The sequence below is a fragment of the Paenibacillus pasadenensis DSM 19293 genome, from assembly GCF_000422485.1.
Classification (GTDB): domain Bacteria; phylum Bacillota; class Bacilli; order Paenibacillales; family Paenibacillaceae; genus Paenibacillus_O; species Paenibacillus_O pasadenensis.
Map to the genome: position 1 here is coordinate 122,190 of NZ_KE383855.1, position 26,226 is coordinate 148,415.

Sequence of the window (26,226 nt, forward strand, 5' to 3'; positions counted from 1 at the left end):
GGTATATCTTCAATAAAACGAAGGCGCGGAGGAGAAAGGGATGCGGACGCAAGGGAGAAGAGGCAGCGCGAACGTGGAGGACCGCCGGGGCAGAGGCATCGGCGGCAAGACGGTGGTTGGGGGCGGCATCGGCGGCATCATCCTGCTGATTCTCGTCACGCTGATGGGCGGCAATCCGGGCGACCTGCTCGGCGGCGTCATCGGCGGAGCGGGCACGGAGCAGTCGCAGCCGTACGAGGAGACGGCCGAGGAGGCGGAGCTGTCGCAGTTCGTGTCGGTCGTGCTGGCCGATACGGAGGAGATCTGGGGCGGCCTTTTCCAGCAGCAGGGACTGACGTATGAAAAGCCGACGCTCGTCCTGTACGACGATGCGGTCGAGTCGGCCTGCGGCACGCAGCAGTCGGCGGTGGGGCCGTTCTACTGTCCGGGCGACCGCAAGCTGTACATCGACCTCAGCTTTTATGACGAGCTGCGCCGGCAGTTCCAGGCTCCGGGCGACTTCGCCATGGCGTATGTGATCGCCCACGAGGTCGGGCATCATGTGCAGACGCTGCTCGGCACGTCGGACAAGATCATGCCGCTGCGCGAGCAGCTGAGCGAGGAGGAGTTCAACCGGTACCTCGTGCGCTTCGAGCTGCAGGCGGACTATTACGCCGGCGTCTGGTCGCATCATGCGCAGGGCAAGAGCCTGCTGGAGGAAGGCGACCTGGAGGAGGCGCTCACGGCCGCGAGCGCGGTCGGCGACGACCGCATCCAGGAGAAGGCGCGCGGCTACGCGGTGCCGGAGAGCTTCACGCACGGCACGTCGGAGCAGCGCAAGCGCTGGTTCTACAAGGGCTTCGAGTCCGGCACGCTCGAAGGCGGCGACACGTTCGGCGCGAAGAGCTTGTAGGCGCGGAGCAGCAGAGCATGCAAAAAGGTCCTCGGGGCATGAGCCCTGAGGACCTTTTTTTGGCTGGCGGCAGGAGCCGGCAATCGAATATTCGCAGCTTCCTTCCTCGGCGGTCAGCAAGCGGATCTCGCGGTCCATGGCATCCTTCCTCATCCCCTGATGGTGTCGTCGTTCCGGCGCGGCTACCGCTCGCCGTCCCACTCCAGCCGGAACTGCTCCAGGTAGCCGAGCATGAAGTCATGGCGCTGCTCGGCGATGCGCTTGGCCGCCGGCGTGTTGAGGCGGTCCTTGAGCTTCAGCAGCTTCTCGTGAAAATGGTTGATTGCCGTGCTTTTGTCCTTGCGGTATTCTTCGGACGTCAGCACGAGGCGGTCGCGCGGAGGCAGGCCGGGATCGTGGATCGGATGGCCGACGTGGCCGGCATAGGCGAACGTGCGCGCGACGGCGATCGCGCCGATCGCGTCCAGCCGGTCGGCGTCCTGGACGACGCGGCCCTCGGGCGTGCGCATCGGGGGATTCGCCCCGCCATTGTAAGACATCGTGCCGATGATCTCCAGCACATGCTCCCGGTCGCCGGGGGCCAGCTCTCGCGCCTCCAGCCAGGAGGCGACCTTGGCCATGCCCGCTTCCTTGGACGGGTTCAGCTTCTCGTCGGCGACGTCGTGCAGCAGCGCGGCGAGCACGCAAAGGAAGGCGTCGGCGCCTTCCTCCGCGGCCAGACGGCGGGCCATGTCGGCGACGCGCTGCACATGCCACCAGTCGTGGCCGCTCGTATCGCCGCCAAGCTCGGCGCGGGCGTAGGCTTCGGCATCGGCGAGCAGGGCGGCTGCGGACGGGCATGGCGGCGTCGGAGCCGCAGTCGGATCAGGATCAGGAGCCTGGGTCGGTTGCTCGTGGAGATTGGACACGGGGATCACAGCCTTTCGGGCAGGCGCTGGGCCTGGCGGGAATGGTTCATTCAGGAGGCGAAGCTCCTTCGGCAGCAAAGGATCGGGAGGGCGCGGACGAGCGGGCCTCCCTTGCGGCGGCTTCTGGCTCCAGTGCAGCAGGAGCTGTTCAGGCCGCCTCCCTTGCGGCGGGCTTCTGGCTCCAGTGTAGCACAGGAGCCGGGCGGCTCGTCTGCCCTTTTCGGGCGGCTTTCCGTGCCAGGACGGCCGGCTTTTGGTAGAATCAGGAGACAGAGGGCGGCCGAGGGCCGGGGAGGAGCGAGGACATGGAACAGGTGAAAGCGCTTGCCGATGCCGTTCGGACAAGCTTGGCGCAGACGATCGTAGGCAAGGGGGAGGAGGTGGAGCTGCTGCTGACGGCGCTGCTCGCCTCCGGGCATGTGCTGCTGGAGGACGTGCCGGGGACGGGCAAGACGCTGCTCGCGCAGTCGCTGGCGGCGGCGCTCGGGCTGGAGTTCCGCCGGGTGCAGTTCACGCCGGACCTGCTGCCGTCGGACCTGACGGGCATCCACTACTACAACCAGAAGGAAGGCGAGTTCCGCTTTCGCCCGGGCCCGCTGTTCACGCAGATTGTCCTCGCCGACGAGATCAACCGGGCGACGCCGCGCACGCAGTCGAGCCTGCTCGAGTGCATGGAGGAGCGCCAGATCAGCATCGAGGGCGAGACGATGGCGCTGCGGGAGCCTTTCCTCGTGCTCGCGACGCAGAATCCAATCGACAGCCAGGGCACGTTCCCGCTGCCGGAGGCGCAGATGGACCGGTTCATGATCCGCATGAAGCTCGGCTACCCGGATCGGGAGGAGGGCGTCGAGATTTTGCGGAGGACGGCGCTCGGGCAGCTGCAGCGGGGCGGGACTCCGGGTGGGGAAGGCTCCGCGGCGGCAGGCGGCCGCGCGGACGAAGGGAACCGGTCCCGAGAGGCGCAGCTGCTGGAGGCGCAGCGCCGCTGCCGCGAGGTCGCGGTCCACGCCGACCTGCTCGCCTATCTCGTCGAGCTGGCGGAGGCGACGCGCGAGCATCCGGACGCGCTGCTCGGCGTCAGCCCGCGCGGCACCCAGGCGTGGCTGCGCGCGGCGCAGGCGTACGCGGCGATGCAGGGGCGAGCGTATGTGCTGCCCGACGACATCAAGCGGCTGGCGGTGCCGGTATGCGCCCACCGCATCGTGCCGCGCCGCCGCCAGGAGCCGCAGGCGGCGGCCGCCGGGCGCATCGTGCAGGACGCGTTGGCGCGCGTGCCCGTGCCGAGCGAGGAGGCGCTGGCCGCGCTCGCCGCGAGCGCCGCGGGCGGGGCGGGCCTGGCTGGGTCGGCAGGCGGGACAGGCGGGAATAGCCGGGCTGTCGGGGCAGCCGGATCAGCTGGCGGGGTCGGGCCGGCCGGGACAAGCGGGGCAGGCCGATTTGCCGGGACAGCGGGCGAGCCGGGCGCTTCTTCGGGCGCCGGCGCGGGAGGCCGCTGATGGGGATGCTCGCGCTGCTGGCCGCGCTGGCGGCGGCGCTCGGCCTGCAGGGGCTGCTGCTCGGGCGCTGGGCGCTGCGCGGCGTGCGGGTGGAGCGCTCGTTCAGCGCGTCGGCTTGCCATGCGGGAGATGCCATCGAGATGGTCGAGACCATCGAGAACGGCAAGCGGCTGCCGGTGCCGTGGCTGCGGCTGGAGGCGATGCTGCCGGCGGGGCTTTTGTTTCGCGGGACGGGCCAGATGTCGATCAGCTCCGGCTCGATCTACCAGAACCACGCCAGCTTGTTCACGCTGCCGCCGCGGGTGCGGATCATTCGCCGCCATGCGGCCGTCTGCGCGAGCCGGGGCGTCTGGCATATGGGCACCGCGACGATGACGGGCGGCGATCTGTTCGGCCTGTTCGCGGCGTCGATCAAGGTCGAGCTGCCGTGGCGGCTCGTCGTCTATCCGGAGCTGGCCGGCCTCGAGCGGCTGCCGGAGTCGTGGCTGCGCTGGCAAGGCGAGCTGGAGGTGCGGCGCTGGGTGGCCGAGGATCCGTTCGTGACGAGCGGGGTGCGGGACTACGCGCCGGGCGACGCGATGAACCGCATCCACTGGAAAGCCTCGGCGCGCTCCGCCGGCCTGCAGGTGCATCGCTACGGCCACACGGCGAATCCGCGGGCGATGCTGCTGCTGAACGTCGAGGAGTCGGAGACGATGTGGGGCCGGGTGAACGACGCGGAGGGGCTGGAGGAAGCGCTGCGCTGCGCCGCCGCGAGCGCGGCCGAGCTGCTGCGCCGCGGCCTTGGCGCGGGCTTCGCGCATAACGCGATGCTGGCCGAGGAAGCGGCCGGCTTGCCGAACCGCGTGGAGCCCGGCTATGGCGGCCTCGCGCTGGAGCCGCTGCTGGAGGCGATGGCGGCGGTGGCGCCGCAGGCGCGGGTGCCGTTTCACGAGCTGCTGCGCCAGGAGGCGGATCGGCAGGAGCAGGGAGCCGGCGGCGAGCGGCTCGATTATCTGCTCATCACGGCGCATGAATCGGCCCGCGTGCGGGAGGCGGCGGAGCGGCTGTCCGCGCTCGGGCATGGCGTGACGATCGTGCGGCCGCCGTCCGCAGACGGGCGCAAGCGAAGGAGGGAGCCGGCATGAGCGGTCGGAAGCGGTTGGACGACGGCCCCAAAGGATGGCGGCAGGAGCCGGGAGAAGCGGATTCAGCCGCAGCGGGCGATCCGAAGAAGAGGGGCGCGGGCCGGCTGGAGGTCGGCGGCTCGGGCGGGTCGGGGCACGGGGGAGCGAGCGGTCCGGAGCATGTCGGAGCGAGCAGGTCGGGGCACGGGGAATCGAGCGGTCCGGAGCATGTCGGATCGAGCGGGTCGGGGCACGGGGGAGCGAGCGGTCCGGAGCAAGGCGGAGCGAGCGGGTCGGGGCACGGGGGAGCGAGCAGATCGGGGCACGGGGAATCGAGCGGCCCGGAGCGGGATGAGTCGGCGCTGGCGGCGGCGCAGCTGGCCGAGGATCGGCGAGGCCTGCTGCTGTGGGGCACGCTGCCGGAAACGGCGGCGCTCTACCCGGCGGCCGTGCTGGCCGCCGAATATGCCGCGCCGGCGCTGGCGGCGCCGCTGCTGTGGGCGCTCGGCGCGCTGCTGCACGGCCTCGGCGGCTGGAGCGGCCTGCGCGAGGCGCAGCGCGGCCGCTTGGGCGCCGGGCGCTGGCTGTCGGCGCTGGCCGCCGCGCTCGGCGCGGCGCTCGGCTGGGCGGCCGTGCCGGCCGGCGGTTCGGCCGCCGGCATCGCGGCCGCGGCGCTCGGCGCGCTCAGCGCTGCCGCCGCGATGCGCGGCCGGCAGCACGGCCGCCGCCGGTTATGGCTCGGCGGCGACGCGCGCCTGGCTCTGGCCGGGCTCGCGCTGGCGGCAGGGGTTTATTTCGCCGGCGCGGGGATCGAGCGGCTGCTGCCGTACCGGCAAAGCCTGCTGCTGTTCGCCTTCGCCGCCATCAGCTTGCTGCTGCTGCGCTGGAACGGCTGGCAGCTGCGCCGCGCGGCGCATGCGGAGGATAGCCGCCATGCGGTAACACCAAGCATTGCCATGCTCAATCGGCGTCTCACGCTCGGCGTCGTCGCCCTGCTCGGGCTCGGCGTCCTTTGGCTCGGCCCGCTGCAGGCGCTTCTGGACGGCTTGCGCTCGCTGCTGCGCCGCCTGCTGTCGGGCTCGACAGAGCCGCCTCCTCCCGCGACGGAGCCGCCGGCCGGCGCAACGGGGATGCCGCCGATGCCTCCATCCGAGCCGCCGCCGGCTTGGCTGGCGCTGCTCAGCGATTGGTTCGGCTACCTCACCGCTGCCGCCGCTGCCGTGCTCGCGCTGGTGCTGCTTTACCGGCTCGTGCGGCGCTGGCTGCCGGAGCGGCTGCGCCGGCTGCTCGGCCAGCTGCTGCGCTGGCTGCGGCTGTCGCGCGAGCTGCGCCGTCCGGGCGTCGAGACCGGCTACGTCGACGAGGTCGTCCGCCTGGAGCGGGTCGGCGACGCCCAGCGGCGCGGCCGCCGCAGCGCCGGCGGCGGCGATCCGGCCGCCGGGCCGGGCGGCGAAGCGCGCCGCCGATACCGGGCGCTGATCGCGCGCGAGATCGGCCGCGGCTACGCGTACCGCGCCGACCGCACGCCGGCGGAGCATGCGCGCGAGCTGGAACGGCGGCTCGGCGGCGACGCGTCCGGCGGTGGAGGAGGCGTTGGCAACGGCGTGGGATCCGCGTCCGGAGTTAGAGGAGACGCGGTCGGCAGCGCGAGATCCGCGTCCGGCGGTGGAGGAAGCGCTGGCAACGGCGGTGTGAAATCCGCGTCCGGGGTTAGAGGGGGCGCGGTCGGCAGGGTGGGATCCGCGTCCGGAGTTAGAGGAGGCGCGGGAGACGCCGAGCAGGCTGCTGCTCCAGGGCGTCCTGCTGCCGGACCGGCCGCGGCCTCTATACAGCGGGGCGCAGCTTCACGCTTGGCCCGCTGGTTCGGCGGCCGAGGCTCCGTGGACAGCGGTGCGGCTGCGCCCGCTGCGGACTCGGGCGCCGAGCTGCGCTCCGCGAACGAGCTGGCGGAGCTGCTCCGCCAGTACGAGGCGGAGCGGTACGGGGCGCCCGCTGAGGCGAATCGGCATCGGCCAGCGGCTATGGACGGGCCTGGCTCCGTTTCAATTGGGGGAGGAGCGTCAAGTTCCGGCGCTCTGGCCAGCGGTGACGACGATTCTAGCGATCTCCGCGACTAAGCTGGCGACCGCTTGAGCCCGGCAGGCACCCCAATTTGGGCCGCCGACTAAAATCCAAGGCACAAAAGTGCCTTGGATGCACCGAAACGGGCTGCCGACTAAAATCCAGGGCACAAAAGTGCCTTGGATGCACCGAAACGGGCCGCCGACAAAAATCCAGGGCACAAAAGTGCCTTGGATGCACCGAAACGGGCTGCCGACTAAAATCCAGGGCACAAAAGTGCCTTGGATCCTCCCAAACGGGCCGCCGACTAAAATCCAGGGCACAAAAGTGCCTTGGATGCACCGAAACGGGCCGCCGACAAAAATCCAGGGCACAAAAGTGCCTTGGATGCACCGAAACGGGCCGCCGAATGAAATCCAAGGCACAAAAGTGCCTTGGACCCGCCGATGGGATCCATAAATTTGGACCGGTGGCTGCCGCTTCAGAGGCTTGGCCTGCGTGCCGCGTCCGGAGCCGTTCAATTGAAGCGCAGGCGGTCATTCCTGCCGCCCGTGCCTCTTCTTTCCTCTGCTGTTTCAAAGGGACGGGCGCGGCGGTACTCATGAAGAAAACCCTCGCGAAACGCGGGACTAGAAAGAGGCCTTCCATGAGCGCATCCCGCCCCAATGAACCGATTCCTCCATCCGACCTCGCGGACGCCGATCCATCCGATCCGCGTCGCCGCCAGCGGCCATCCGACCGCCGCCATGCAGCGAACCCGCTTCCGGCAAAAGCGGCACGCAGCGCGCCGGCCGCTGTACAGGGCGGGGATGAGCCCGCGCCCGCTCGGCCTGATTCGGGCGGAGCTTCAAGCCGTCCGCGCCGTTCTCGGCGCCCCCGCCGCCCCGGCCTGCGGCTCGTCCTGCTCCTGCTTTTCTTGCTCTTGTACGCCGGCGTCGTCCTCTATCAGGCGAACAAGCCGCTGCCGCCCGGCGTGTCGTTCGAGGGCGCGGTCCATCCTGTGCCGGCAAGCCGCATCGAGCTGCTGACCGACCTGACGTTCGAGGACGAGGACGGGGGCAAGACGACGGAGCAGGCCATTTTCTCGCGCATGCTCCGGGCGATCGGGGACGCCGAGCGGTTCGTCGTGCTTGACCTGTTTCTTTTCAACGGGTATTACAACGAGGACCAGTCGTTCCCGCCTCTGAGCCGGCCGGTCGCAGACGCCCTCATCGCCCGCAAAAAAGAGCTTCCGAATCTGAGCGTCACGGTCATCACGGATGACGTGAACACCTCCTACGGCTCGCATCCCGCTCCTGACCTGGAGCGGCTGCGGCAGGCCGGCATCGCCGTCGTCGTCACCGACGTCGATCCGCTGCGGGACTCGAATCCGCTTTATACGGCGGGCTGGCGGTTGACGGCGGGCTGGCTCGGCACCGAGGGCCGGGGCTGGCTGCCCAACAAGATGGCCAGCGGAGCCCCCGACATGACCGTCCGCTCCTACCTCAAGCTCGTCAACGCCAAAGCCAACCACCGCAAGACGCTCATCACCGAGGATACGCTCGTCGTCGCCAGCGCGAACGCGCATGACGCGAGCTTTTTCAACTCCAACAGCGGCTATGCCGTCACCGGCGTGCCGGAGCTGCTGGCCGAGGCGCTGCGAACCGAGCAAGCGGCGATCGACCTGTCCGGCTCGGACGTGCGGCTGCCGGGACCGGATCAGCTCGCTCCGACGCCAGCAACTGAAGCGCCGTCCTCCGCCGCATCCGATCCAGCCCTGGCATCCTCCGCGCCGTCCTCCGCCGCATCCGATCCAGCCTCGGCATCCTCGGGTCCGCCCTCCGCCGAGCAAGCTTCCGTGCAGCTGCTGACCGAAGGCCGCATCCGCGCGCATGTGCTGCGCGATCTGGACGCGGCGGACCGGATCTGGCTGGGCATGTTCTACCTGGCGGACCGCGACGTCGTGCAGGCGCTGGTCCGCGCTTCCGACCGCGGCGCGCAGGTGCGGCTCATCCTCGATCCGAACGAGGTCGCTTTCGGCAACTCCAAAATCGGCGTGCCCAACCGCCCCGTCGCCGCCGAGCTGCGGGACCGGACGGAGGGCCGCATCGAGGTGCGCTGGTACAACACGGACGAGGAGCAGTACCACGCCAAGCTCATGCTCGTCTCCGGCCCGGACGGCGCGGTTATCCATAACGGCTCGGCCAACTTCACGACGCGCAACCTGGACGACCTCAACCTGGAGACGAACCTGCGGGTGCAGGCCGCTCCGGACAGCCGTCCCGCCGCCGAGCTGGAGGCGTATTTCCGCAAGCTGTGGACGAACGACGGCGCCCGCTACACGCTCGACTACAGCGAGTACGAGGAGAAGACCGTCTGGCTCAAGCGGCTGATGTACCGCGTGCAGGACCGGCTCGGGTTCACGACGTTCTAGTCGGGACAGTCGAGCGCTTGGACTCGAATAAAGCCGCGCGTTCCGCAAGGAGCGGGCGGTTTTTCTGCTTCGGCACTCGCTTCGGGAGCTGCATCCGCACCGCACTCGCTTCGGCACCTGCTTCGGCAGCTGCACCCGCACCGCGCTCGCTTCGGCACTCGCTCCAACACCTGCATCCGTCTCCGCACTTGCTTCGGCACCTGCCTCCACACCCGCATCCGTCTCGCCCCCGCTCTCGCTCTACTCCCGCCTCGGCTTGACTATTCCGGCCGAACCTTCTTCAATGAGATTAGGAATCGAACTTGGGAACGGAGGAGACAGATGGCGCTGCTGCTGGCAGGAGAGAAGGGCTTCGAGGTGGAGGCGATCCTGTTCGACAAGGACGGGACGTTGATCGAATTCAGCTACACATGGGGAGTATGGACGCGGCATATGCAGGAGGCGTTCGCGGAGCGGCTGCGGGGAAAAGGGTTCCCGGACCTGCCGCGCGAGGAGCTCGGCCGGGAATGGGGCATCTCATTCGCGGAGAGCGGCATCGCCTCCGGCTATGACCGGAACGGTCCGCTCGCGGCCGGCACGCTGGCCGAGCTGCTCGCGCTGCTCGCGGCCAGCGGCTACCGGCGCGGCCTCGGCTGGAGCGAGGCGCGCGTCTTCGCCCAGGAAAGCCTGCATCTCGCCGAGAGCCGGATGCAGCAGGAGCGGCCCGCGCTGGCGCTGCCCGGCGTGCCGGAGCTGCTCGCGTCCTGCCGCGAGCTCGGGCTGCCGGCTGCGGTCGTGACCGCAGACGAGACGACATCGGCCGTGCAGCATCTGAGCTGGCTCGGGCTGGACGGCTATTTCGCCGAGATCATCGGCACCGACCAGGTCGACCGCGGCAAGCCATACGGCGACATGGTCGAGCTCGCCTGCCGCCGGCTCGGCGTCGATCCGGCGCGCGTCGCCGTCGTCGGCGATACGAACGGCGACATGCTCATGGCGCGCGCCGCCGGAGCGGGAGCCGCCATCGGCCTGGACGACGCGGACAAGGCGCAAGAGCTGCCGGACGCGGATGTCGTCGTGCCGTCCTGCGCGCAGCTGGAGCTGCAGCGCTAGGGCGTGTTTGCAGCCCCGCTCAAGCGGGCAGGGGAGAAGGGCGACGGTTCTCGGACCGTCGCCCTTCGATTTGACGCGCCCCTCCGATGACTGGATCGACGCCCGCCACGGGAACGCCATATCTGCCTCCGGGACGCCACGCATTCCTGTGATATTCTGGAAGAAAACGCAAAATTGGAGGCGCTTCCGAATGACCTCATGGAGGCAAGCGGTCCTGCTCGTCAGCGGACTGGGACTGTCCTATCTCGGCAACTGGGTCTACTTCGTCGCCATCAACCTGACGGTGCTGGACCTTAGCGGCGGCTCGGCGGCCGCCGTGGCGGTGTTGTTCGCGCTGCGCCCTGCGGCGCTGCTGCTGACGAACTTCTGGTCGGGCAGCATCGTCGACCGCGCCGACCCGCGGCGGCTGATGATCGCCTCCGATCTCGTGCGCGGCGCGCTGATGGCGGCCATTCCTTTCGTCTCCACGCTGTGGGGCATCTACGCGCTCGTGTTCCTGATCGGGCTTGCCGGCTCGTTTTTCGGTCCCAGCCAGCAGGTGTACATCGTCAAGCTCATCCCCGGACAGGAGCGAGCGCGCTTCAACTCCATCCTCGGCATGAGCAGCTCCGGCGCGTTCCTGCTCGGACCCGCCGTCTCGGGCCTGCTCATTCCGCTATGGGGCGCAGACTTCAGCATCTTCTTCAACGCCGCGACGTTCTTCGCTTGCGCCGGCATGATCGCGCGGCTGCCGTCCGTAGGCAAAGGCGCAGCGGGCGCGCCTGCGGCTCCCAAGGAGGCCGAGGCGGATCGGGGCGAGCCGGCCGCCGGTGCAGCCGAACGCTTGCCTCATCGCTTGAATTCCGCCAACGAACCGAGCCTCCCTTCCGGCTCCGCCCTGGCCGCGCCAGGGAAAGTCCGGATGCCGCGGCTGCGGGCATGGGCCGCAGACTGGCGGGAGGTCGGGCGCTTCGCCCGCTCGGCCAAGCCGTTCCTGCTCGTGTACGGCCTTTTCCAAGGCGCGATGCTGCTCGGAGCGGCGATCGACTCGCAGGAGGCGACGTTCATCCGCGAGCAGCTGGCGCTGTCCCCGGAGGCGTACGGCCTGCTCGTCAGCATGACCGGCATCGGGTCGCTGGCCGGCGCGTCGACGGCGGCGCTGCTCGCCCGGCGCGTGCCTTTCCTCTGGTACCTCGGCGGAGGCACGTTCATGACCTGCGTCTTCTACTTGCTCTTCTATCTGTCGGACGGGTTCTGGATGCCGTCGGCGGCGTTCATCGGGCTCGGGTTCGGCATGGCGTATGCGGGAGCGGGCTATGCGACGTACTTCCAGCAGCAGGTGCCGGCGCAGCTGATGGGCCGCGTCGCGAGCGCGTCGGACATGGCGCAGGGCGGGCTGCAGATCGCGCTCACGCTGCTCGTCGGCCTGCTGGCGGACCGGCTCGGCCTGCAGCCGGTATGCGTGGCCGTTGCCGCGCTCGCGGCCGGACTGGGGCTGGCGCTCTTTCTCCGCACGTCGCTGTTCAGGCGGTCGATGGGGGCAGGCGGGCCTTCTACGCTCGGAATGTGAGGCGCATGGCAACCTTTGGCAGGCGGCGGGCGTCAGGAAGGGCATAAGAGGCGTTCGGTCGAGCCGAAGCCGACCCGAGAAAGGGGAGCGTGCCATGCGAAAACCAGCCGTTCGGCAGCAGGAGGGAAATGTCCTCCGCGCGTCGTCGTACCCTTCCGCCGTCCCGCTTGTCCGTGCCGAAACCGCCGCAGTAAACCGCCGCCGTCCGGATCTAGAGAGGCTGGACAGCTCCAGGCTGAACCATCGCCGCCCGGTTCGGCAGGGGCCGGCAGCCACCGGCCTGCGCCATCGCCGCTTGCTTGGTCTGCTTGCCGCGCTCGCCCTGCTGGCCAGCGTGCTGGCGGGCTGCGGCTCAAGCGGCGACGCGGAGTCGCCGGCCGTCTCCACCGCTCTCCCGTGGATCGGACATGCCGTGCGCGTCGAGGAGGGGCGGTTCCTGTTCACTTCCTCCGCGCCCGGTTTGCCGAGCAACGAAGCGGTCTGGGTCGCGATCGGAGGCGAGCTGGAGCTGCCGCCGGTCGGACAGAAGGTATCCGTCGATTTTCAAGGCGGAGCGATCGCGACCAGCTATCCCGGACAGGGAACCGCCCGCGTCATCAAGCATCTGCAGGAGGAGGGAGAGCCGTTCGCAGGCGCGTCGCTGACGACGGCCGAGGCGATTCGCCGGGCGCTGGAGCAGCTGCCGGAGCTTGCCGTTCCGGTCGTGCAGGGAGTCGTCTATGCGGCGGACGATGCGAGCTGGACGGTGCGGCTGGAGGATGACCAGGCGAAGGACGAACGAGTTCAGGAGGTCCGGATTCCGGATGCAAAGACGCCCGCCGAACAAGGAGCGTCCATGACCGGACATGTCGTCCGCATCGACAAGGGCGGGTTCCTTCTCACCGGAGAGGGCGGCCCGTCGGGCAACGCCCTGTCCGTCACGAGCCCTGTTTCCGTCGAGCTCGGTCAGCAGGTGAGGGTCCGCATCGACGGAGGAATCAACGAGTCCTATCCGGCTCAGGCGAAGGCGGCGTCTGTCGAGCGGATCGACAGCGGCGACCCGCAGAAGCTGGTCCTGTCGCGGTCGGAGGCGATCCGCCGTGCTCTCAAGCAGACGCATGCGGCCGTGCCGGTCATCGTCGAAAGCTCGTACCAGGAAAACGGCGCGAGCTGGACCGTCGTCATCCAGGACGGCATGGATGCCGAGGCGGAGCCGGAAAGCATCGGCATCCGAGTCGATGCGTCGACCGCGCCGTGAACCCGGCGCTGGACACCATCGATTCGTCGATAGCGGCAGGAGCCGGCTCGTCTCGGGACGAATAACCTTTGCGATGAGCCTGGAGCTGTCTATCCGAGGAGGAGAAAGAGATGAGCCTAGAAGAGGCTGTAGGACAAAGCGGGGACGTCCGCGCCGAGCTGAAGCGCCGGCTGAACCTGAGGGAGCTTGGCGGCTTGCCGGCCGAGGGCGGCAGGCGGGTCAAGCCGGGACATCTGTACCGGTCGGGGGAGCTGACCGATCTGAGCGAAGGGGAGTTCCGCCTGCTGGAATCGCTCGGGCTGGCGTTCGTCTGCGACCTGCGCACGGCGGACAAAGGGGCCGAGGTGCCGACGCCGCGCATCGGCGAGGCGCCGTATCTGCAGCTGCCGGTGTTCGGCGGCAACTTCAGCTCCGGAGAGATTCCGAAGCTGCTCGGCCAGCTCGCGGCGGGCGGCCAGCTCGACAATCCGCTGCCCGGCATCTACCGGCAGTTCGTGACCGACGAGCATACCCGCGGCGCCTATGCCCGCCTAATGCGCGCGCTGGTGGAGGCGGAAGGCCGCCCGGTGCTGTGGCATTGCACGGTCGGCAAGGACCGCACGGGCTTCGCGGCCGCCGTCGTGCTGCTGGCGCTCGGCGCCTCGGAGGAGACGATCGCGGCCGACTACATGGCGACCGAGGGCACGCGGCCGGAAGCGACGGAGCGCATCCTCGCCCAGGTCGGCGCCGTGCTGCCGGACGAGCGGGTGCTCGGCTTTGTCCGCTCCGTGTTGGGCGTGTCGCCGGAGTACATCCATAGCGCGCTGGACGAGATGCGGCGCGTGTACGGCTCCACCGACGGCTACCTCGAGCAGGCGCTCGGCGTGAGCGCGGAGGAACGCCGCTTGCTTCGGGAGCGGTATTTGGAGTAAGGGGGCGCGGCTTCTAGAAGGCCCGCTCGATTGCCTGCGTGGAAAGGGAGAAGCAGGATGGCTTTCGCCTACGAAGGAATCGACCATGTGCAGCTGGCCGCGCCGGCGGGCTGCGAGGAGGAGGCTCGCCGCTTTTACGGCGGCTGCCTCCAGTGGGAGGAGCTGCCGAAGCCGCCCGAGCTGGCGAAGCGGGGCGGCGTCTGGTTCCGCTGCGGCCGGCATGAGGTCCATATCGGCGTGCAGGACGGCTTCGTGCCGGCTCGCAAAGCGCATCCGGCCTTTCTCGTGACGGGGCTGGAGGAGCTGCGCCGGACGCTGGACGAGGCAGGGATCGCGACGGCCGACGACGACGCAAGGCAAGAAGAAGGCATCTTGCGCTTCTACGCGCAGGATCCGTTCGGCAACCGGCTGGAGTTCATGGAGCGGGTGGCGGCAGCGCCATCGCTTGTAAAGCGGACTTTCGAGGGATTGCAAAAGAGGATAGAGCTTGGGGGCGGCCGCCTGTTTCTCCAGGACGATTCTGGCGAGGCAGGTCGCTACGCCTGTTCGTTTCAGCCGCCGGCGACAGCGGAAGAAATCCAGAGTCTCCTCGACTCCACCGGATTGGATATGCCGGGCAGCTATCTGGAGCTGCTTCAGCTGACGAACGGATGCTCCCTATTTGATCACGAGCTCTACGGAGGGGCAAGCTGCTTGATCGCGGCCGATCAGGCGGAGCATCTCTACGAAACGTACCAAGAGCCGGGGTATTTGATGATCGCGGTCGTTTTCGACGACCGGATCGTCATGGATTGCGAAAAATACGCGAGAGGCGAAGAAGACTATATGCTCGTCGGCACCAGCACGACGCCGGCGAAAGAGCTGACAAGCCTGGGGAGTGATTTCGAAACCTGGTTCAGTCGATTCGTCGTCAGCAACGGAGCCAAGTTCTGGACTTGGCGGTCCGCCGGCGCGATGCTCGGATTGAAATGAATTGAAACGGATTGACTCAGCCTTTCAGCGTCAAAATCCTGTCGGGGGTTTGCAGCGCAAGGGAGTAGGGAATCTTTGCGACGCATAATAGAACCGACTCATTTGTGCGATGAATCACACAAACATCGAGCTCGTGAAGAACATTTGAAGCGTTTTGTGTGATTTCTCATGCAAATTTGACAGTCCGGGGAATTTCGATTTGGGCTTTATATGATATATCGTACAAATGGCTCGGAATTGGGTTTGTCACGGATAATTTGTATGACATTTCATACAAAAATAGCCATACATCATGAGCCTGGAGACGGCCCTTCGGCGGCGGGGAAAGTCGAGCCATGAAAATGGAGGTGAGCACTTTGTGAGAAAGGATATCTCTATTCATCAAGTCATTACCACTATTTTGTTGCTTATCATCGCGGGGACGCTTGTATATATATCTACTTTCATGGACGACATGGTGCATCTTCTTAAGCTTATTTCCGAAGCTGCTGCTAATGGCTGAATGCAGGAACGGCTGTCTTTGAGCAGCGCAGGCAAATGGTGGTATCTCAACAGAAAACGAAACCCAAACAAGCGAGAAATTTTTCTCGCTTGTTTGGGTTCAATAGGCGATTACTTCTTCTCGCCGGTCAGGATCGACTCGATGCGCTCGACGATCTCGGCGTCGAGCTTCACGCCGGAAGCCTTGGCGTTCTCGACGACCTGCTCGGGACGGCTCGCGCCGACGAGGGCGCTGGCGACGTTCGGCTGGCGCAGGATCCAGGCGAGCGCCAGCTGGCCGACCGTCAGATCGAGCTCTGCCGCCACGTCCGCGAGCTGCTTGACCTTGCCGATCTTCTCCTCGGTGATGCCGTTCTTGACCCAGTCGAGCTTGGCCGCGCGGCTGTCCGCCGGGATGTCGGTCGCCGACGTGTACTTGCCGGTCAGCAGCCCTTGGGCCAGCGGCGAGAAGACGACTTGTCCGACGCCGCTGCGCTCGCAGTACGGGATGATCTCCGGCTCGATGTAGCGGTTGAACATGTTGTACTGCGGCTGGTTGACGACGATGCGGTCGAGCAGGTAGCGGTCGGCGATCGCATGCGCTTCCGCGATCTGCGACGCCGTCCACTCGCTCACGCCGACGTACAGCACCTTGCCGGCGCGCACGAGGTCGTCCAGCGTGCGGAGCGTCTCGTAGAGCGGCGTCTCCGGATCATGCCGGTGGCAGTACATGATGTCGACGTAATCCACGTCCAGCCGCTTCAGGCTCGCGTGGAACTGGTCGGTCAGATGCTTGCGCGAGAGGCCGCGGTCGTTGGGCAGGTCGCCCATCGGCCAGAACGCCTTGGTCGCCAGCACATAGGAGTGGCGCGGGAACGCCTTGATCGTCTCGCCGAGCAGCGTCTCGGCCGCTCCGCGCTCGTACACGTTCGCCGTATCGAAAAAGTTGATGCCCAGAGCGTATGCCGTATGGATCGCCTTGACGGCGTTCTCGCGTTCCACGTACCCTCCGTACGTCAGCCAGCTGCCCAGACTGATGTCGCTCACCTTGACGCCGGCGCTTCCCAGCCTGCGGTAATTCATGCTCATCGGGATATCCCTCCATTGGAATCGGATTTCGGAACAGCCTCTATTCTACGCATGTTTCTACCGCGATGGAAGTAGTGAAATATTCGTCACTTTATTATACAAGGGTTATCTACTATACTTGAGGTTACTAGCTTACGAGAAGGAGACGTTCGACTTGGCTGCCAACAACTATGTACCGAAAAAGCCCGAAGTGATCGACTGCAACATCGAAAAGACGCTGGACGTCATCGGCGGCAAATGGGCCTTCCTCGTCCTGCGGGAGCTGTTCGTCGGCACGCGCCGCTTCGGCGAGCTGCAGCGGCTCATCCCGGCCGTCAGCCCGCGCGCGCTCACGAGCACGCTTCGCCATATGGAGCAGAAGGGCGTGCTTGAACGCAAGGTATACCCGACCGTGCCGGTCACAGTCGAGTATACGCTGACGCCCAAGGGCGAGGATCTGCATCAGATCATCCGGGAAATGAAGCTCTGGGCTTCCAAATGGACGTGAGGCCGGCTGCGGCGGCCGCCGCGCTTGCGGAGCCCCGCTAGACGCGCCGGCCGCTCGAGCGCAGGCCGAGCCGCTTGCGCTGCAGGAACGCGGCGCCGTATTCGCCATGCGGATGGATGCGGGCATGCTCGATCTGCACGGTGGAGTGGGAGATGCCGAAGTTCTTTTGAAGCGTGTCGTTGATGGCTAGAATGATGCAGTGGGGCTGGATGCGCTCGTCGGCGAACACATGCGCGGTCAGGGAGTAGTGCTCGGTCGACACGGCCCACAGATGCATCTCGTGCACGTCCTCGACGCCTTCGACGGCGCGGATCGCCCGGCGGATCTCCTCGAGATCGAAGCCTCCCGGCACGGACTCCATCAGCACGAGGTACGCCTCGCGCGTGATGCGCGCGCCGCCGGCGAAGATGATGCCCGCGATGACGAGGCTGACGAGCGGGTCGAACCAGACGCGTCCGGTCCAGAGGATGAGCAGCGCGGAGGCGATGACGCCGATCGAGCTGAGCAGGTCGCCGATGAAGTGCCAGAGCGCGCTGCGCACGTTCAGGTTGTCTTCCTCCTTCATGCTGCGGCTGAGCACGATCGTCAGCACGATGTTGACGACGAGCCCGATCGAGGCGATGCCGAGCATGAGGCCGAAGTCGATCGGCTCCGGCCGCAGGAAGCGGCGGACGCCCTCGATCAGGATGCCGACGGAGATCGCGGCCAGCGCCAGCCCGTTCAGGAACGAGGCGATGATCTCGAAGCGCAGGTAGCCGAACGTATAGCGCGAGTCCGGCTGGCGCGACGCCATGTAGATGGCGGTCATGCTGAGGCCGAGCGCGATGACGTCGGAGATCATATGAGCGGAGTCGGAGAGCAGCGCGAGCGAGTTCGACAGCAGGCCGCCGACGATTTCCACGATCGTGAAGAAAAAGGTCAGCAGCAGCGTGATCCAGAGCGTGCGCTTGGACCGGGATTGCGTTTTGACATGCTCCAGGTGATGATAGTCTGGCATGGGGGTCGCGACCTTTCCGGATCCGGGGTGCGGAGCACGGTAGCAGCCGCTGTCCGGCGCCCTCGGATCTAAATTAGATTAATTATTATATTAACTCAATTCTTATATGGTTACAATTATTATAATTGACAATGATTGTCAGTCTCAGAAAAGAGGAATGAAACGATGACTTCCCTGTATGGATTCACCCAGGAAGGGCTGGAGGCTTGGCTCGGCGAGCGGGGACACCGCAAGTTTCACGCGATGCAGGCGTGGGAAAGCCTGTACCGCAAGCGGGTGCGCGACTTCGCGGGCATGGAGGCGGCCGGCGTCAAGCCGGAGGTCGTGCGGCTGCTGGAGGCGTCGTTTGCGATCGGCACGCTGGAGGAGCATACGCGCCAGGAGTCGGTGGACGGGACGGTGAAGTTCCTGTTCCGCCTGCAGGACGGCAACCTGATCGAGACGGTGCTGATGAAGCATAAGTTCGGCCTCAGCGTCTGCGTGACGACGCAGGTCGGCTGCAACATCGGCTGCAGCTTCTGCGCGAGCGGGCTGCTCGCCAAGAGCCGCGATCTGACGGCCGGCGAGATCGCCGAGCAGATCATGCGCGTGCAGCTGTTCCTCGACGATGCGGGGCATGGCCAGCGGGTGAGCCACATTGTCGTCATGGGCATCGGCGAGCCCTTCGACAACTACGCGCATCTGATGGACTTCCTCGCGATCGTCCAGCATCCGAAGGGGCTGGCCATCGGGCCGCGCCACATCACCGTATCGACGAGCGGCCTGACGGCCAAAATCCGCGAGTTCGCGGACAGCGGCGTGCCGGCGAACCTCGCCGTATCGCTTCACGCCCCCAATGACGAGCTGCGCACGCGCATCATGAAGATCAACAAGGCGTACCCGATCGCGAAGCTGCTCGACAGCATCGACTATTACCTCGAGCGCACGCGCCGCCGCATCACGCTGGAGTACATCCTGCTGGCGGACGTGAACGACCGCCGCGAGGAAGCGCAGCAGCTCGCCGAGCTCGTCCGCTCCCGCCCGCAGCTGCTCCGGCTGGCCAACGTCAACCTCATCCCATACAATCCGGTCGACGAACATAGCCAGTACCGGCGCAGCACGCAGGAGGCGATCGACGGCTTCTACGACGTGCTCAAGAAAAACGGCGTCAGCGTCAGCGTGCGGCTGGAGCACGGCGCCGACATCGACGCCGCCTGCGGCCAGCTGCGCAGCAAGCAGCTGCGCGGCGGCGAGGGCAAGGAGCCGGCCGCTGCCGGCGTGTAGGCGCATCACGGCCTCCAGGGCTGCCCCGAACGTCCTTTGCGGACGGGACGGGGCAGCCCTTCTTTGGCTATATCCGTTTCCTCCCTTTACCGGGCCTGCGGCAGGCTTCCATAATGGAGTCATCAAGGACGCCGACAGGCGGACAGGGACAGGGACAGGGACAGGGAGGAACGCCATTGATCGGGACGAAGATTCGGGCGCCAAGGCTGCCGGACGATTACGACGGCATGGCCGCGCTGTGGAACGAGTGGCTGGCGGAGCCGACGACGGCGGAGGGGCTGGCCGAGGAAGACCGCAAGATGTACGAACAGGGACAGCTGCATCGAAACGAGGAAGGCAAGCTCGCGGGCTACGATCGGCTGCGCCAGGTGGCCGAGGCGGAGGACGGACGGCTCGTCGGCTACTCGACGATCTGGCGCGCGCCCTGGACGCCGCCGGGCATGGTGAACCACTTCGTGCTCGTCGCCGCCGACGCGCATGGACAGGGCATCGGCGCGGAGCTGACCCGGAGCTCCCGCGAGTGGGCGCGAGAAGCCGGCGCGGACACGCTGCTCAGCGAATGCTGGGACGATGACGAGCGGGCGATTGCCTTCGCGCGCCGCGGAGGGTTCGAGACGGAGCGGCGCTCGTGGCAGTCGGTGCTCGATCTGACGGACGGCCAGGACCCTTCGCAGCCGGAGGACAGGATGATCATCGAGCGGCTGGAGGAGGAGGGCATCGCTTTTGCCTCGCTGGCGGACCTGCCTCCGGGAGAGGAGACGCTGCGGCGGCTGCATGAGCTGTGCACGTCGACCTATACGGACATCCCCGGCTTCCTCGGCGAGACGATGCCCTACGGGGAATGGCTCAAGTGGGGCCTGCAGGTGGAGGGCTACGCGCCGGCGCGGGTGCTCGTGGCGATGGACGGAGAGCGTCTCGTCGGCATCTGCAACGTCATCTACAACGAGGATTCCGGCGGCATGTACCACGAGTATACCGGCGTCGCGCGGGAATATCGCGGCCGCGGCATCGCCCGCGCGCTCAAGCTGCTGTCGATCCGCCTCGCGCTGCGCGCCGGGGCCCGCTATTTGCGGACGGACAACGACTCGCTCAACGTCCCGATGCTGGCGATCAACCGCCGCCTCGGCTACCGGCCGCTGCGAGGCCGCCATCGCCTGATCGCGACGCTGGAGCAAGGAGCTTCGACCCGGGAGGGCTCCGGCGCCGGCCGGACCGGAGCGCCGACGGCTTGAGGAAATTCGCCCGTCCTCTGCCGCGTCGGGGCCGCCGCTCAGCATGGTCCGGCTCGATTGTGATACACTAGAGGGCATATGCGACCCGATAGGAGAGAACGATCATGGCGAATGAAGAAATAATCCTGACGGCCGAGGGACTGGCCAAGCTGGAGGCGGAGCTGGAAGACCTGAAGGGTCCGAAGCGCCGCGAGCTGGCGCAGCGGATCAAGACGGCGATCAGCTACGGCGACCTCAAGGAGAACAGCGAGTACCACTCCGCCAAGGAAGACCAGGCATTCATGGAGACGCGCATTCTGCAGATCCAGGCGATGCTCAAGAAGGCGCGTGTCGCCGACAGCTCCGATACGTCCAAGGTGACCGTCGGCTCCCTCGTCTCGCTGCTCGATCAGGAGTTCGACGAGAAGCTGCAGTACCGCATCGTGGCGCCGGCCGAGGCCGACGTCATCGACGGCAAGATCTCGTACGAGAGCCCGCTCGGCAAGACGCTGATCGGCAAGCGGGTCGGCGATACCGTCGAGGTCGACGCGCCGATGGGCAAGATCCAATACAAGGTGCTGGAGATCAAGAGCGCCTGATTTCGCAAAAAAAGCGCATCGTTCCCGGAAGGGGACGATGCGCTTTTTTCGATATTAAAGAAAGGATATCTTTTCAGGCAATGGAGTGAGATTTTTCGATGAGAACCATCATTGGGAGCGATTCGTAGAGAAGAATCGAGACCGCATGCGGCCGTAATGAATTAGGTGTACGAGCGTTCGTCGACATGAGCGCGTGCTAACGTCATTTTTGCCTTTAGAGAGCGCGGTTCGTCGGCATCAGCGCGTGCTAACGTCATTTTTGCCTTTAGGGAGCGCGGTTCGACGGCATCAGCGCGTCCTAACGCCGTTGGAACCTTCGCTCTCTGCAGAAGCCAGAAGCGAGACGGAGTTCGTGGAAGATAACAAGTTAAAAAGGTTCAACTTGAAAAAGTAATCATCATAATGCCCATCGTTAGGATATAACAAACAATATATATTGATTGGCTTACTCAAATTGTCAAGAACCCCACGCTTTTCTTAAAAGCGTCGGATTTCTTTTTGTTGTTTGCTCCTTTTCAGGCCGAGTGAAATAGCATTCTACGCCGGTAGCCAACAGGGGCGTTTTGGATGCATTTCCTCTCTTGCTCCTATCGCCGCCTGCTTAGACGGCAGGAGCTCTCGCCCGCCTATTGCAGCTTCGAATCGACGGCGCGGGTGCCGTGGCCCTGGCGGGACACTTCGTCGAACAGCTCGGCCGGTCCGGCCGCCGCAGGCAGATGCTTCAGCAGCAGGTCCTCCAGGTCGCCGACGGTCGCCGGGCGCGCCCGGCGCGTCAGCTGGTAGCCGAGCAGGCCGTTCGGCTCCAGCGTCGCCCGCTCGATCTCGCTCAGGCTGGAGATGCCGAGGTTGCGCAGCTGCATCTCGATCTGATCGACGGAGTGGCGCAGCTTGCGCAGGTTCGCCTCGTGGATCTGGCCGTTCTCGATGATGATCTTGGAGCCGCCCCGGACGAGCCGCTCGAACCGGTTCGACTTGAGCTCCAGCCAGTCGACGGCCAGCAGCGTAAGGATGAACATCACGGCGGAGCCGATGGCGATCCAGAGGTGGTGGTTGGCGATCGGCTGCACGATCGTCGTGCCGATCGAGATCATGATGACGGCTGGCGCGATGCTCATCTGCGACAGCGGCTTGCGGCCGGCGGCACGCAGCAGGACGATGCCTACGAGCACGAGAAAAGCGGATTTCCAAACCCAGTCGAACGACATGCAAAGCCTCCTTTATGGCAGAACGAGGATATCCATAGGGTAGGCAGCGCAGCCGGGGATTATGTGGCCGAAGGAAAAAGCTCGCCAAAAAGCCCCGGCATTCGCTGCCGGGGCTTGGGATCGGGCTACTCTCGTTTACTCGAAGAAAGTCTTCAGCCGGTCTGCGATCGCGTCCGCGTCCGCCGGCGACAGCTCGACATACGTCGGGCGCTCGAACAGCTCCGCGATCTGCGGCGGGTACGTCTGCTCGATGCCGACCAGCCGGATCGACTCGTCGAACTTGGCCGGATGCGCCGTCGCCAGCGCGACGACCGGGCTCGCCGGAGCGATGCGGTCGGCGGCTGCGACGCCGCAGGCCGTATGCGGATCGAGCAGATAGCCGGTGTCGCGATGGTAGCGGGCGATCGTGTCGAGGCATTCCTCGTTGCCGACCGCATGGGCGGAGAAATCCGCCTGCACGGCGGCGAGCTTGTCGGCCGGAATCGAAAGGGAGCCTTGCTGCTTGAACTGCTCCATCAGCCCGGCGACGCTCGCGGCGTCCTCGCCATAGAGATAGAACAGGTAGCGCTCGAAGTTGCTCGCGACCTGGATGTCCATCGACGGGCTGTGCGTGCCGCGGAACTCGCCCGGCTGATACACGCCCTCGGCGACGAAGCGGGCGAGGATGTTGTTCTCGTTGGTCGCGAGGATGAGGCGGTCGACCGGCAGGCCCATGCGCTTGGCGAGGTAGCCGGCGAAGATGTCGCCGAAGTTGCCCGTCGGCACGCTGAAGCTGACCGGGCCGGCATGTCCGCGCTTCGCCAGCTGCAGGTAGGCGTAGAAGTAGTAGACCGTCTGCGCGAGGATGCGGGCGATGTTGATGGAGTTGATCGCGCGCAGGTGGTAGCGGTGCTTGAAGTCCACGTCGGCGAACAGCTCCTTGATGATGCGCTGGCCGTCGTCGAACGTGCCGTCGATCGCCAGGTTGAGCACGTTGGCGTCGTCGATCGTCGTCATCTGCAGCTCCTGCACCCGGCTGACCTTGCCGTGCGGATGGAGGATGCAGATGGAGATGCCTTCCTTGCCGCGCACGCCCTCGATCGCCGAGGCGCCGGTGTCGCCGGACGTCGCGCCGAGGATATGGATCGTCGAGCCGGTCTTGGCCGCGACGTAGCGGTACAGGTTGCCGAGGAACTGCAGCGCCACGTCCTTGAACGCGAACGTCGGGCCGTGGAACAGCTCCAGCACGTCCAGGCCGTCCCGCAGCCCGCGCACCGGCGTCACGTCCTCGTCGCGGAACGTGGCGTAGCTGTCGTCCACGAGCTGCTTGAGCTCCGCGCGCGGAATTTCGTCCCCGATGAACAGGGAGAAGATCTCAAGGGCGAGCTCTTGGTAGCGAAGCTCCTGCCACTGCTTGAGCGCAGCCTCGGACAGCTGCGGCAGGCGGGCCGGCACCAGCAGGCCGCCGTCGTCGGCCAGTCCCATCAGGATGGCGTCGACGAAGCCGACCCCGGACACTTTCCCTCTCGTGCTGATGTACTCCATATCGATCCCCTACTCTGAGTGAATTTTTCGTTATTGTATCAGAAAAGCCCCCTCTTACCCACCCCTCGCGGGTAAAATAAAGGCAGATTCATGGCAGATCGGAGAAGGAGAGGACGCGCATGGAATGGATGCCGGTCGATCAGGACTTTTTCCGCCGGCCGACGCTTGCGCTGGCGCGGGCGCTCATCGGCATGGCGCTCGTCAAGGAGACGCCGGAGGGGAGGGCGGCCGGCTGGATCGTCGAGACGGAAGCCTATTGCGGCCCGGACGACCGGGCGGCGCACAGCTACGGCGGCCGCCGTACGAAGCGCACGGAGGTCATGTTCGGCGAGCCGGGACATGCTTATGCGCATGTGATGCACACGCATTGCCTGCTCAACATCGTCAGCGAGCAGGCGGGATGTCCGCAAGGCGTGCTCATCCGGGCGCTGGAGCCGTGCGAGGGGCTGGAGCTGATGGCGCGCAGGCGCGGCCTCGGCCTCCGGCCGCATGAGCTGGCCAGCGGACCGGGCAAGCTGTCGCGGGCGCTCGGCATTACGATGGCCGATTACGGCCATGCGATGTGGGTGCGGCCGCTGTTCGTCGCGGCCGGGCGCGAGCCGGGAGAGATCGTGGCCGGCCCGCGGGTCGGCATCGGCAATAGCGGCGAGGCGCGGGACTATCCGTGGCGCTTCCGCGAGGCGGGTAACCGGAATGTGTCGCGGCCGCGATAGCGCGTTTGGCAAAACTAGAAATTGCATTTTTTTGGAATGAATGCTGTAGTAGAGTAGAGAAAGCATTCATTATGATCCATGGGGGAATCTGATTGTGATATTGTTGCCGATGCCGGCGCTCCTGCGCCGAACGCTTGTCCTGGCGATGGCCGTATTGATCGCGCTGGGGGGCGGGCTGCTGCCTGCGCCGCCAAAGGCCAATGCCGCTTCTGGAATCGAGCCGATGCTCGGGCAGGTCGCGCTGTTCGCGACTGATTTCGCGCCGCGAGGCTGGACGTATTGCGATGGCCGGCTGTTGAGCATACAGTCGAATACCGCTTTGTTCAGCTTGCTGGGGACTAATTATGGAGGCGACGGGAAATCGACATTCGCGCTCCCGGATCTTCGGGACGAGGATCCGATGGGCGGAGTGGGTTATTATATCGCCGTGAGAGGCGCTTTCCCCAATCGCGATGAAACGGCGGATATGCCGGGTCAGATCGGAGTGAACATCGGCGAGGCCGTTCTATTCGCCGGCAGCTTCGCCCCGGGGGGCTTTCTCAGCGCCAATGGCGGCACGCTGGCCATACGCGAGCACTCCGCCCTGTACTCGCTTGTCGGCACGACCTACGGAGGGGACGGCAGCTCGACGTTCGCTCTTCCGAATGTGGCGGATGTCGATGGAGTGAAGGTGCTGGTCGCTCACAAGGGCGGCTTTCCCGACCCGCAAGTTTCTACGTATCCGCAGGAGTTAGCCTACATGGGCATGGTGTCGATGCATGCCGGCGCTGCCAGATGGCCGCAGGCCGTCGGGCAGACAATTCAGATATCGGAAAACGAGGCGCTCTTTTCCGTGCTGTACGCCCGCTTCGGAGGCGACGGCATCCGGATCTTCCAGCTTCCTGACCTGAGAGGCAAGCTGCCGTTTCCGGCTTACCTGGCGGAGACGGGCATTTATCCGGTTCGCGAGGGGGGGCTCCGCGCCGCTGGCGGCAGGAGACAGCTTCAGCTTTAGAGCGGCGCCGGCCTTTGCGTCCAGCGTCAGCGTGCTCGCCAATGACAGCGGAGCCAACCGGGCGGCGGTGAGCAAGCCTCCATCGAACGGAACGCTGACGCTGCGCCCCGACGGAACCTTCATCTATCAGCCGAGGATGGGCTTTGTCGGAGGGGACTCATTCCTTTACCGCGCCTCCAACTCGGAAGGCAGCAGCACGGATGCGCTCGTCCAGCTGAACGTAAGTGCGGAGCCGGCGCCGGTCGTGACCGGCGTGACGAACGGCGCCTCGTACAGCCGGCCCGTGACGATTGCGTTCGACAGCGGTACGGCGACGCTAGACGGCCGGCAGATTCCGAACGGCCATGTGGAGTCGGGCGAAGGCTCCCATGTGCTGGATGTGCGTTCGCTGCATGGAACGTCGCAGACCAGGCTCACCTTCAGCATCGACATGACGCCTCCAATCGTGACAGGCGTGAAGGATGGGGGCTCCTACAACGTCCCGGTGACGCCGGTGTTCACGGAAGGCACGGCGACGCTCAACGGGGCGCTCTGGACGAGCGGCCAGCCGGTGTCGGCAGATGGGACGTATACGCTCGTCGTGACCGACGCGGTCGGCAACGCGGCGACGATCACCTTCCGCATCGAAACAAGCGCGGTCGTGGCTTTCGACAGCCATGGAGGCAGTACGGTCGCATCGCAGACGGTGCCGGCCGGAGGGAAAGCCGTGAAGCCGAGCGACCCTACGCGGACGGGCTATACGTTCGGGGGCTGGTACACGGACGCGGAGCTGAAGCAGGCGTATGATTTTAATGCGGCAGTGACGGGCCCGCTGGAGCTGCATGCGAAGTGGACGCTGAATCAGTATGCGGTGAGCTTCGACAGCCATGGAGGCAGCGCGGTTCCGGCGCTGGACGTGGATCATGGCGCCAAAGCCGCGAAGCCAAGCGATCCGACGCGAACGGGTTACACGTTCGGCGGCTGGTACACGGAGGCGGAACTGAAGCAGGCGTATGATTTTGACGCCGAGGTGACGGGTGCGCTGGAG

At 66.2% G+C, this 26,226-nt stretch carries 22 protein-coding genes and 1 pseudogene; 18 read left to right on the plus strand and 5 right to left on the minus strand.

Annotation, left to right across the window (positions count from 1 at the left end; genetic code table 11):
* Window positions 1–40 precede the first annotated feature (40 nt).
* Complete coding sequence (gene ypfJ, locus H582_RS0121610; RefSeq protein WP_028600206.1) at window positions 41–892, plus strand: KPN_02809 family neutral zinc metallopeptidase; 852 nt, start codon at window positions 41–43, stop codon at window positions 890–892.
* Window positions 893–1,074: 182 nt separating this feature from the next.
* Here ypfJ and H582_RS0121615 read toward each other — a convergent pair whose 3' ends face one another.
* Window positions 1,075–1,800, minus strand: coding sequence for an HD domain-containing protein (locus tag H582_RS0121615; RefSeq protein WP_127464528.1), 726 nt, complete (start codon window positions 1,798–1,800; stop codon window positions 1,075–1,077).
* 305 nt (window positions 1,801–2,105) lie between these two features.
* Here H582_RS0121615 and H582_RS28910 point away from each other — a divergent pair, with 305 nt between their 5' ends.
* The 10 genes and pseudogenes from H582_RS28910 to H582_RS33270 all read left to right on the plus strand — a co-directional run bounded on the left by H582_RS28910 (window position 2,106) and on the right by H582_RS33270 (window position 14,637).
* The gene (locus tag H582_RS28910; protein WP_084137513.1) at window positions 2,106–3,296 is read left to right on the plus strand and encodes an AAA family ATPase; all 1,191 of its coding nucleotides are present in this window, start codon (window positions 2,106–2,108) and stop codon (window positions 3,294–3,296) included.
* Window positions 3,296–4,423: a DUF58 domain-containing protein gene (locus H582_RS0121625; protein WP_028600208.1), complete on the plus strand. Its 1,128-nt coding sequence runs from the start codon at window positions 3,296–3,298 to the stop codon at window positions 4,421–4,423. Before H582_RS28910 ends, H582_RS0121625 begins: the two co-directional genes overlap by 1 nt.
* Window positions 4,420–6,519: a hypothetical protein gene (locus H582_RS33190; RefSeq protein ID WP_028600209.1), complete on the plus strand. Its 2,100-nt coding sequence runs from the start codon at window positions 4,420–4,422 to the stop codon at window positions 6,517–6,519. The genes H582_RS0121625 and H582_RS33190 overlap by 4 nt, the downstream gene beginning before the upstream one ends.
* Before the next feature lie 590 nt (window positions 6,520–7,109).
* A complete protein-coding gene (locus H582_RS28925; RefSeq protein WP_127464587.1) occupies window positions 7,110–8,876 on the plus strand; it encodes a phospholipase D-like domain-containing protein in 1,767 nt (588 codons plus the stop codon).
* A 321-nt stretch (window positions 8,877–9,197) separates the two neighbouring features.
* Complete coding sequence (locus tag H582_RS0121640; protein ID WP_028600210.1) at window positions 9,198–9,968, plus strand: HAD family hydrolase; 771 nt, start codon at window positions 9,198–9,200, stop codon at window positions 9,966–9,968.
* 190 nt (window positions 9,969–10,158) lie between these two features.
* Entirely contained in the window at window positions 10,159–11,517 is a 1,359-nt protein-coding gene (locus tag H582_RS28930) for an MFS transporter (protein WP_052333523.1), read from the plus strand.
* A 94-nt stretch (window positions 11,518–11,611) separates the two neighbouring features.
* Window positions 11,612–12,754, plus strand: coding sequence for a DUF3221 domain-containing protein (locus H582_RS30460; RefSeq protein ID WP_127464586.1), 1,143 nt, complete (start codon window positions 11,612–11,614; stop codon window positions 12,752–12,754).
* Window positions 12,755–12,864: 110 nt separating this feature from the next.
* The gene (locus tag H582_RS28940) at window positions 12,865–13,665 is read left to right on the plus strand and encodes a tyrosine-protein phosphatase (protein WP_052333525.1); all 801 of its coding nucleotides are present in this window, start codon (window positions 12,865–12,867) and stop codon (window positions 13,663–13,665) included.
* 57 nt (window positions 13,666–13,722) lie between these two features.
* Window positions 13,723–14,088 (plus strand): annotated as a pseudogene (locus H582_RS28945) (VOC family protein); the annotation flags it as partial.
* Window positions 14,083–14,637: an SMI1/KNR4 family protein gene (locus H582_RS33270; protein ID WP_338047408.1), complete on the plus strand. Its 555-nt coding sequence runs from the start codon at window positions 14,083–14,085 to the stop codon at window positions 14,635–14,637. The pseudogene H582_RS28945 and the gene H582_RS33270, both read left to right, overlap by 6 nt.
* A gap of 612 nt (window positions 14,638–15,249) precedes the next feature.
* Here H582_RS33270 and H582_RS0121670 read toward each other — a convergent pair.
* The gene (locus H582_RS0121670; protein ID WP_028600211.1) at window positions 15,250–16,200 is read right to left on the minus strand and encodes an aldo/keto reductase family protein; all 951 of its coding nucleotides are present in this window, start codon (window positions 16,198–16,200) and stop codon (window positions 15,250–15,252) included.
* Window positions 16,201–16,360: 160 nt separating this feature from the next.
* Here H582_RS0121670 and H582_RS0121675 point away from each other — a divergent pair, with 160 nt between their 5' ends.
* The gene (locus H582_RS0121675) at window positions 16,361–16,693 is read left to right on the plus strand and encodes a winged helix-turn-helix transcriptional regulator (protein ID WP_028600212.1); all 333 of its coding nucleotides are present in this window, start codon (window positions 16,361–16,363) and stop codon (window positions 16,691–16,693) included.
* 37 nt (window positions 16,694–16,730) lie between these two features.
* Here H582_RS0121675 and H582_RS0121680 read toward each other — a convergent pair whose 3' ends face one another.
* Window positions 16,731–17,690 carry a cation diffusion facilitator family transporter gene (locus tag H582_RS0121680; RefSeq protein WP_028600213.1) on the minus strand — a complete coding sequence of 320 codons (960 nt, stop codon included), beginning with the start codon at window positions 17,688–17,690 and terminating at the stop codon, window positions 16,731–16,733.
* 165 nt (window positions 17,691–17,855) lie between these two features.
* Between H582_RS0121680 and rlmN the strand changes: the two genes are divergently transcribed.
* The 3 genes from rlmN to greA all read left to right on the plus strand — a co-directional run bounded on the left by rlmN (window position 17,856) and on the right by greA (window position 20,763).
* Window positions 17,856–18,953, plus strand: coding sequence for a dual-specificity RNA methyltransferase RlmN (gene rlmN, locus H582_RS28950; RefSeq protein WP_043111729.1), 1,098 nt, complete (start codon window positions 17,856–17,858; stop codon window positions 18,951–18,953).
* Window positions 18,954–19,129: 176 nt separating this feature from the next.
* The gene (locus tag H582_RS28955; protein WP_052333527.1) at window positions 19,130–20,185 is read left to right on the plus strand and encodes a GNAT family N-acetyltransferase; all 1,056 of its coding nucleotides are present in this window, start codon (window positions 19,130–19,132) and stop codon (window positions 20,183–20,185) included.
* A 104-nt stretch (window positions 20,186–20,289) separates the two neighbouring features.
* Window positions 20,290–20,763 (plus strand): transcription elongation factor GreA, encoded by a 474-nt coding sequence (greA, locus tag H582_RS0121695; protein WP_028600214.1) that lies wholly within the window; start codon window positions 20,290–20,292, stop codon window positions 20,761–20,763.
* Between the two features lie 626 nt (window positions 20,764–21,389).
* Here greA and H582_RS0121700 read toward each other — a convergent pair.
* Both H582_RS0121700 and thrC read right to left on the minus strand, forming a co-directional pair.
* A complete protein-coding gene (locus tag H582_RS0121700; protein ID WP_028600215.1) occupies window positions 21,390–21,968 on the minus strand; it encodes a DUF421 domain-containing protein in 579 nt (192 codons plus the stop codon).
* A 135-nt stretch (window positions 21,969–22,103) separates the two neighbouring features.
* Window positions 22,104–23,492 carry a threonine synthase gene (thrC, locus tag H582_RS0121705; RefSeq protein ID WP_028600216.1) on the minus strand — a complete coding sequence of 463 codons (1,389 nt, stop codon included), beginning with the start codon at window positions 23,490–23,492 and terminating at the stop codon, window positions 22,104–22,106.
* Between the two features lie 119 nt (window positions 23,493–23,611).
* On the opposite strand from thrC, the gene H582_RS0121710 reads away from it, so the two are divergent.
* The 3 genes from H582_RS0121710 to H582_RS0121720 form a co-directional block, all read left to right on the plus strand.
* Window positions 23,612–24,205 (plus strand): DNA-3-methyladenine glycosylase, encoded by a 594-nt coding sequence (locus H582_RS0121710; protein WP_028600217.1) that lies wholly within the window; start codon window positions 23,612–23,614, stop codon window positions 24,203–24,205.
* Between the two features lie 145 nt (window positions 24,206–24,350).
* A complete protein-coding gene (locus H582_RS32490) occupies window positions 24,351–25,199 on the plus strand; it encodes a tail fiber protein (protein ID WP_127464585.1) in 849 nt (282 codons plus the stop codon).
* On the plus strand, window positions 25,171–26,226 hold a 1,056-nt coding region (locus H582_RS0121720), incomplete at its 3' end, for an InlB B-repeat-containing protein (RefSeq protein WP_240479055.1). The genes H582_RS32490 and H582_RS0121720, both read left to right, overlap by 29 nt.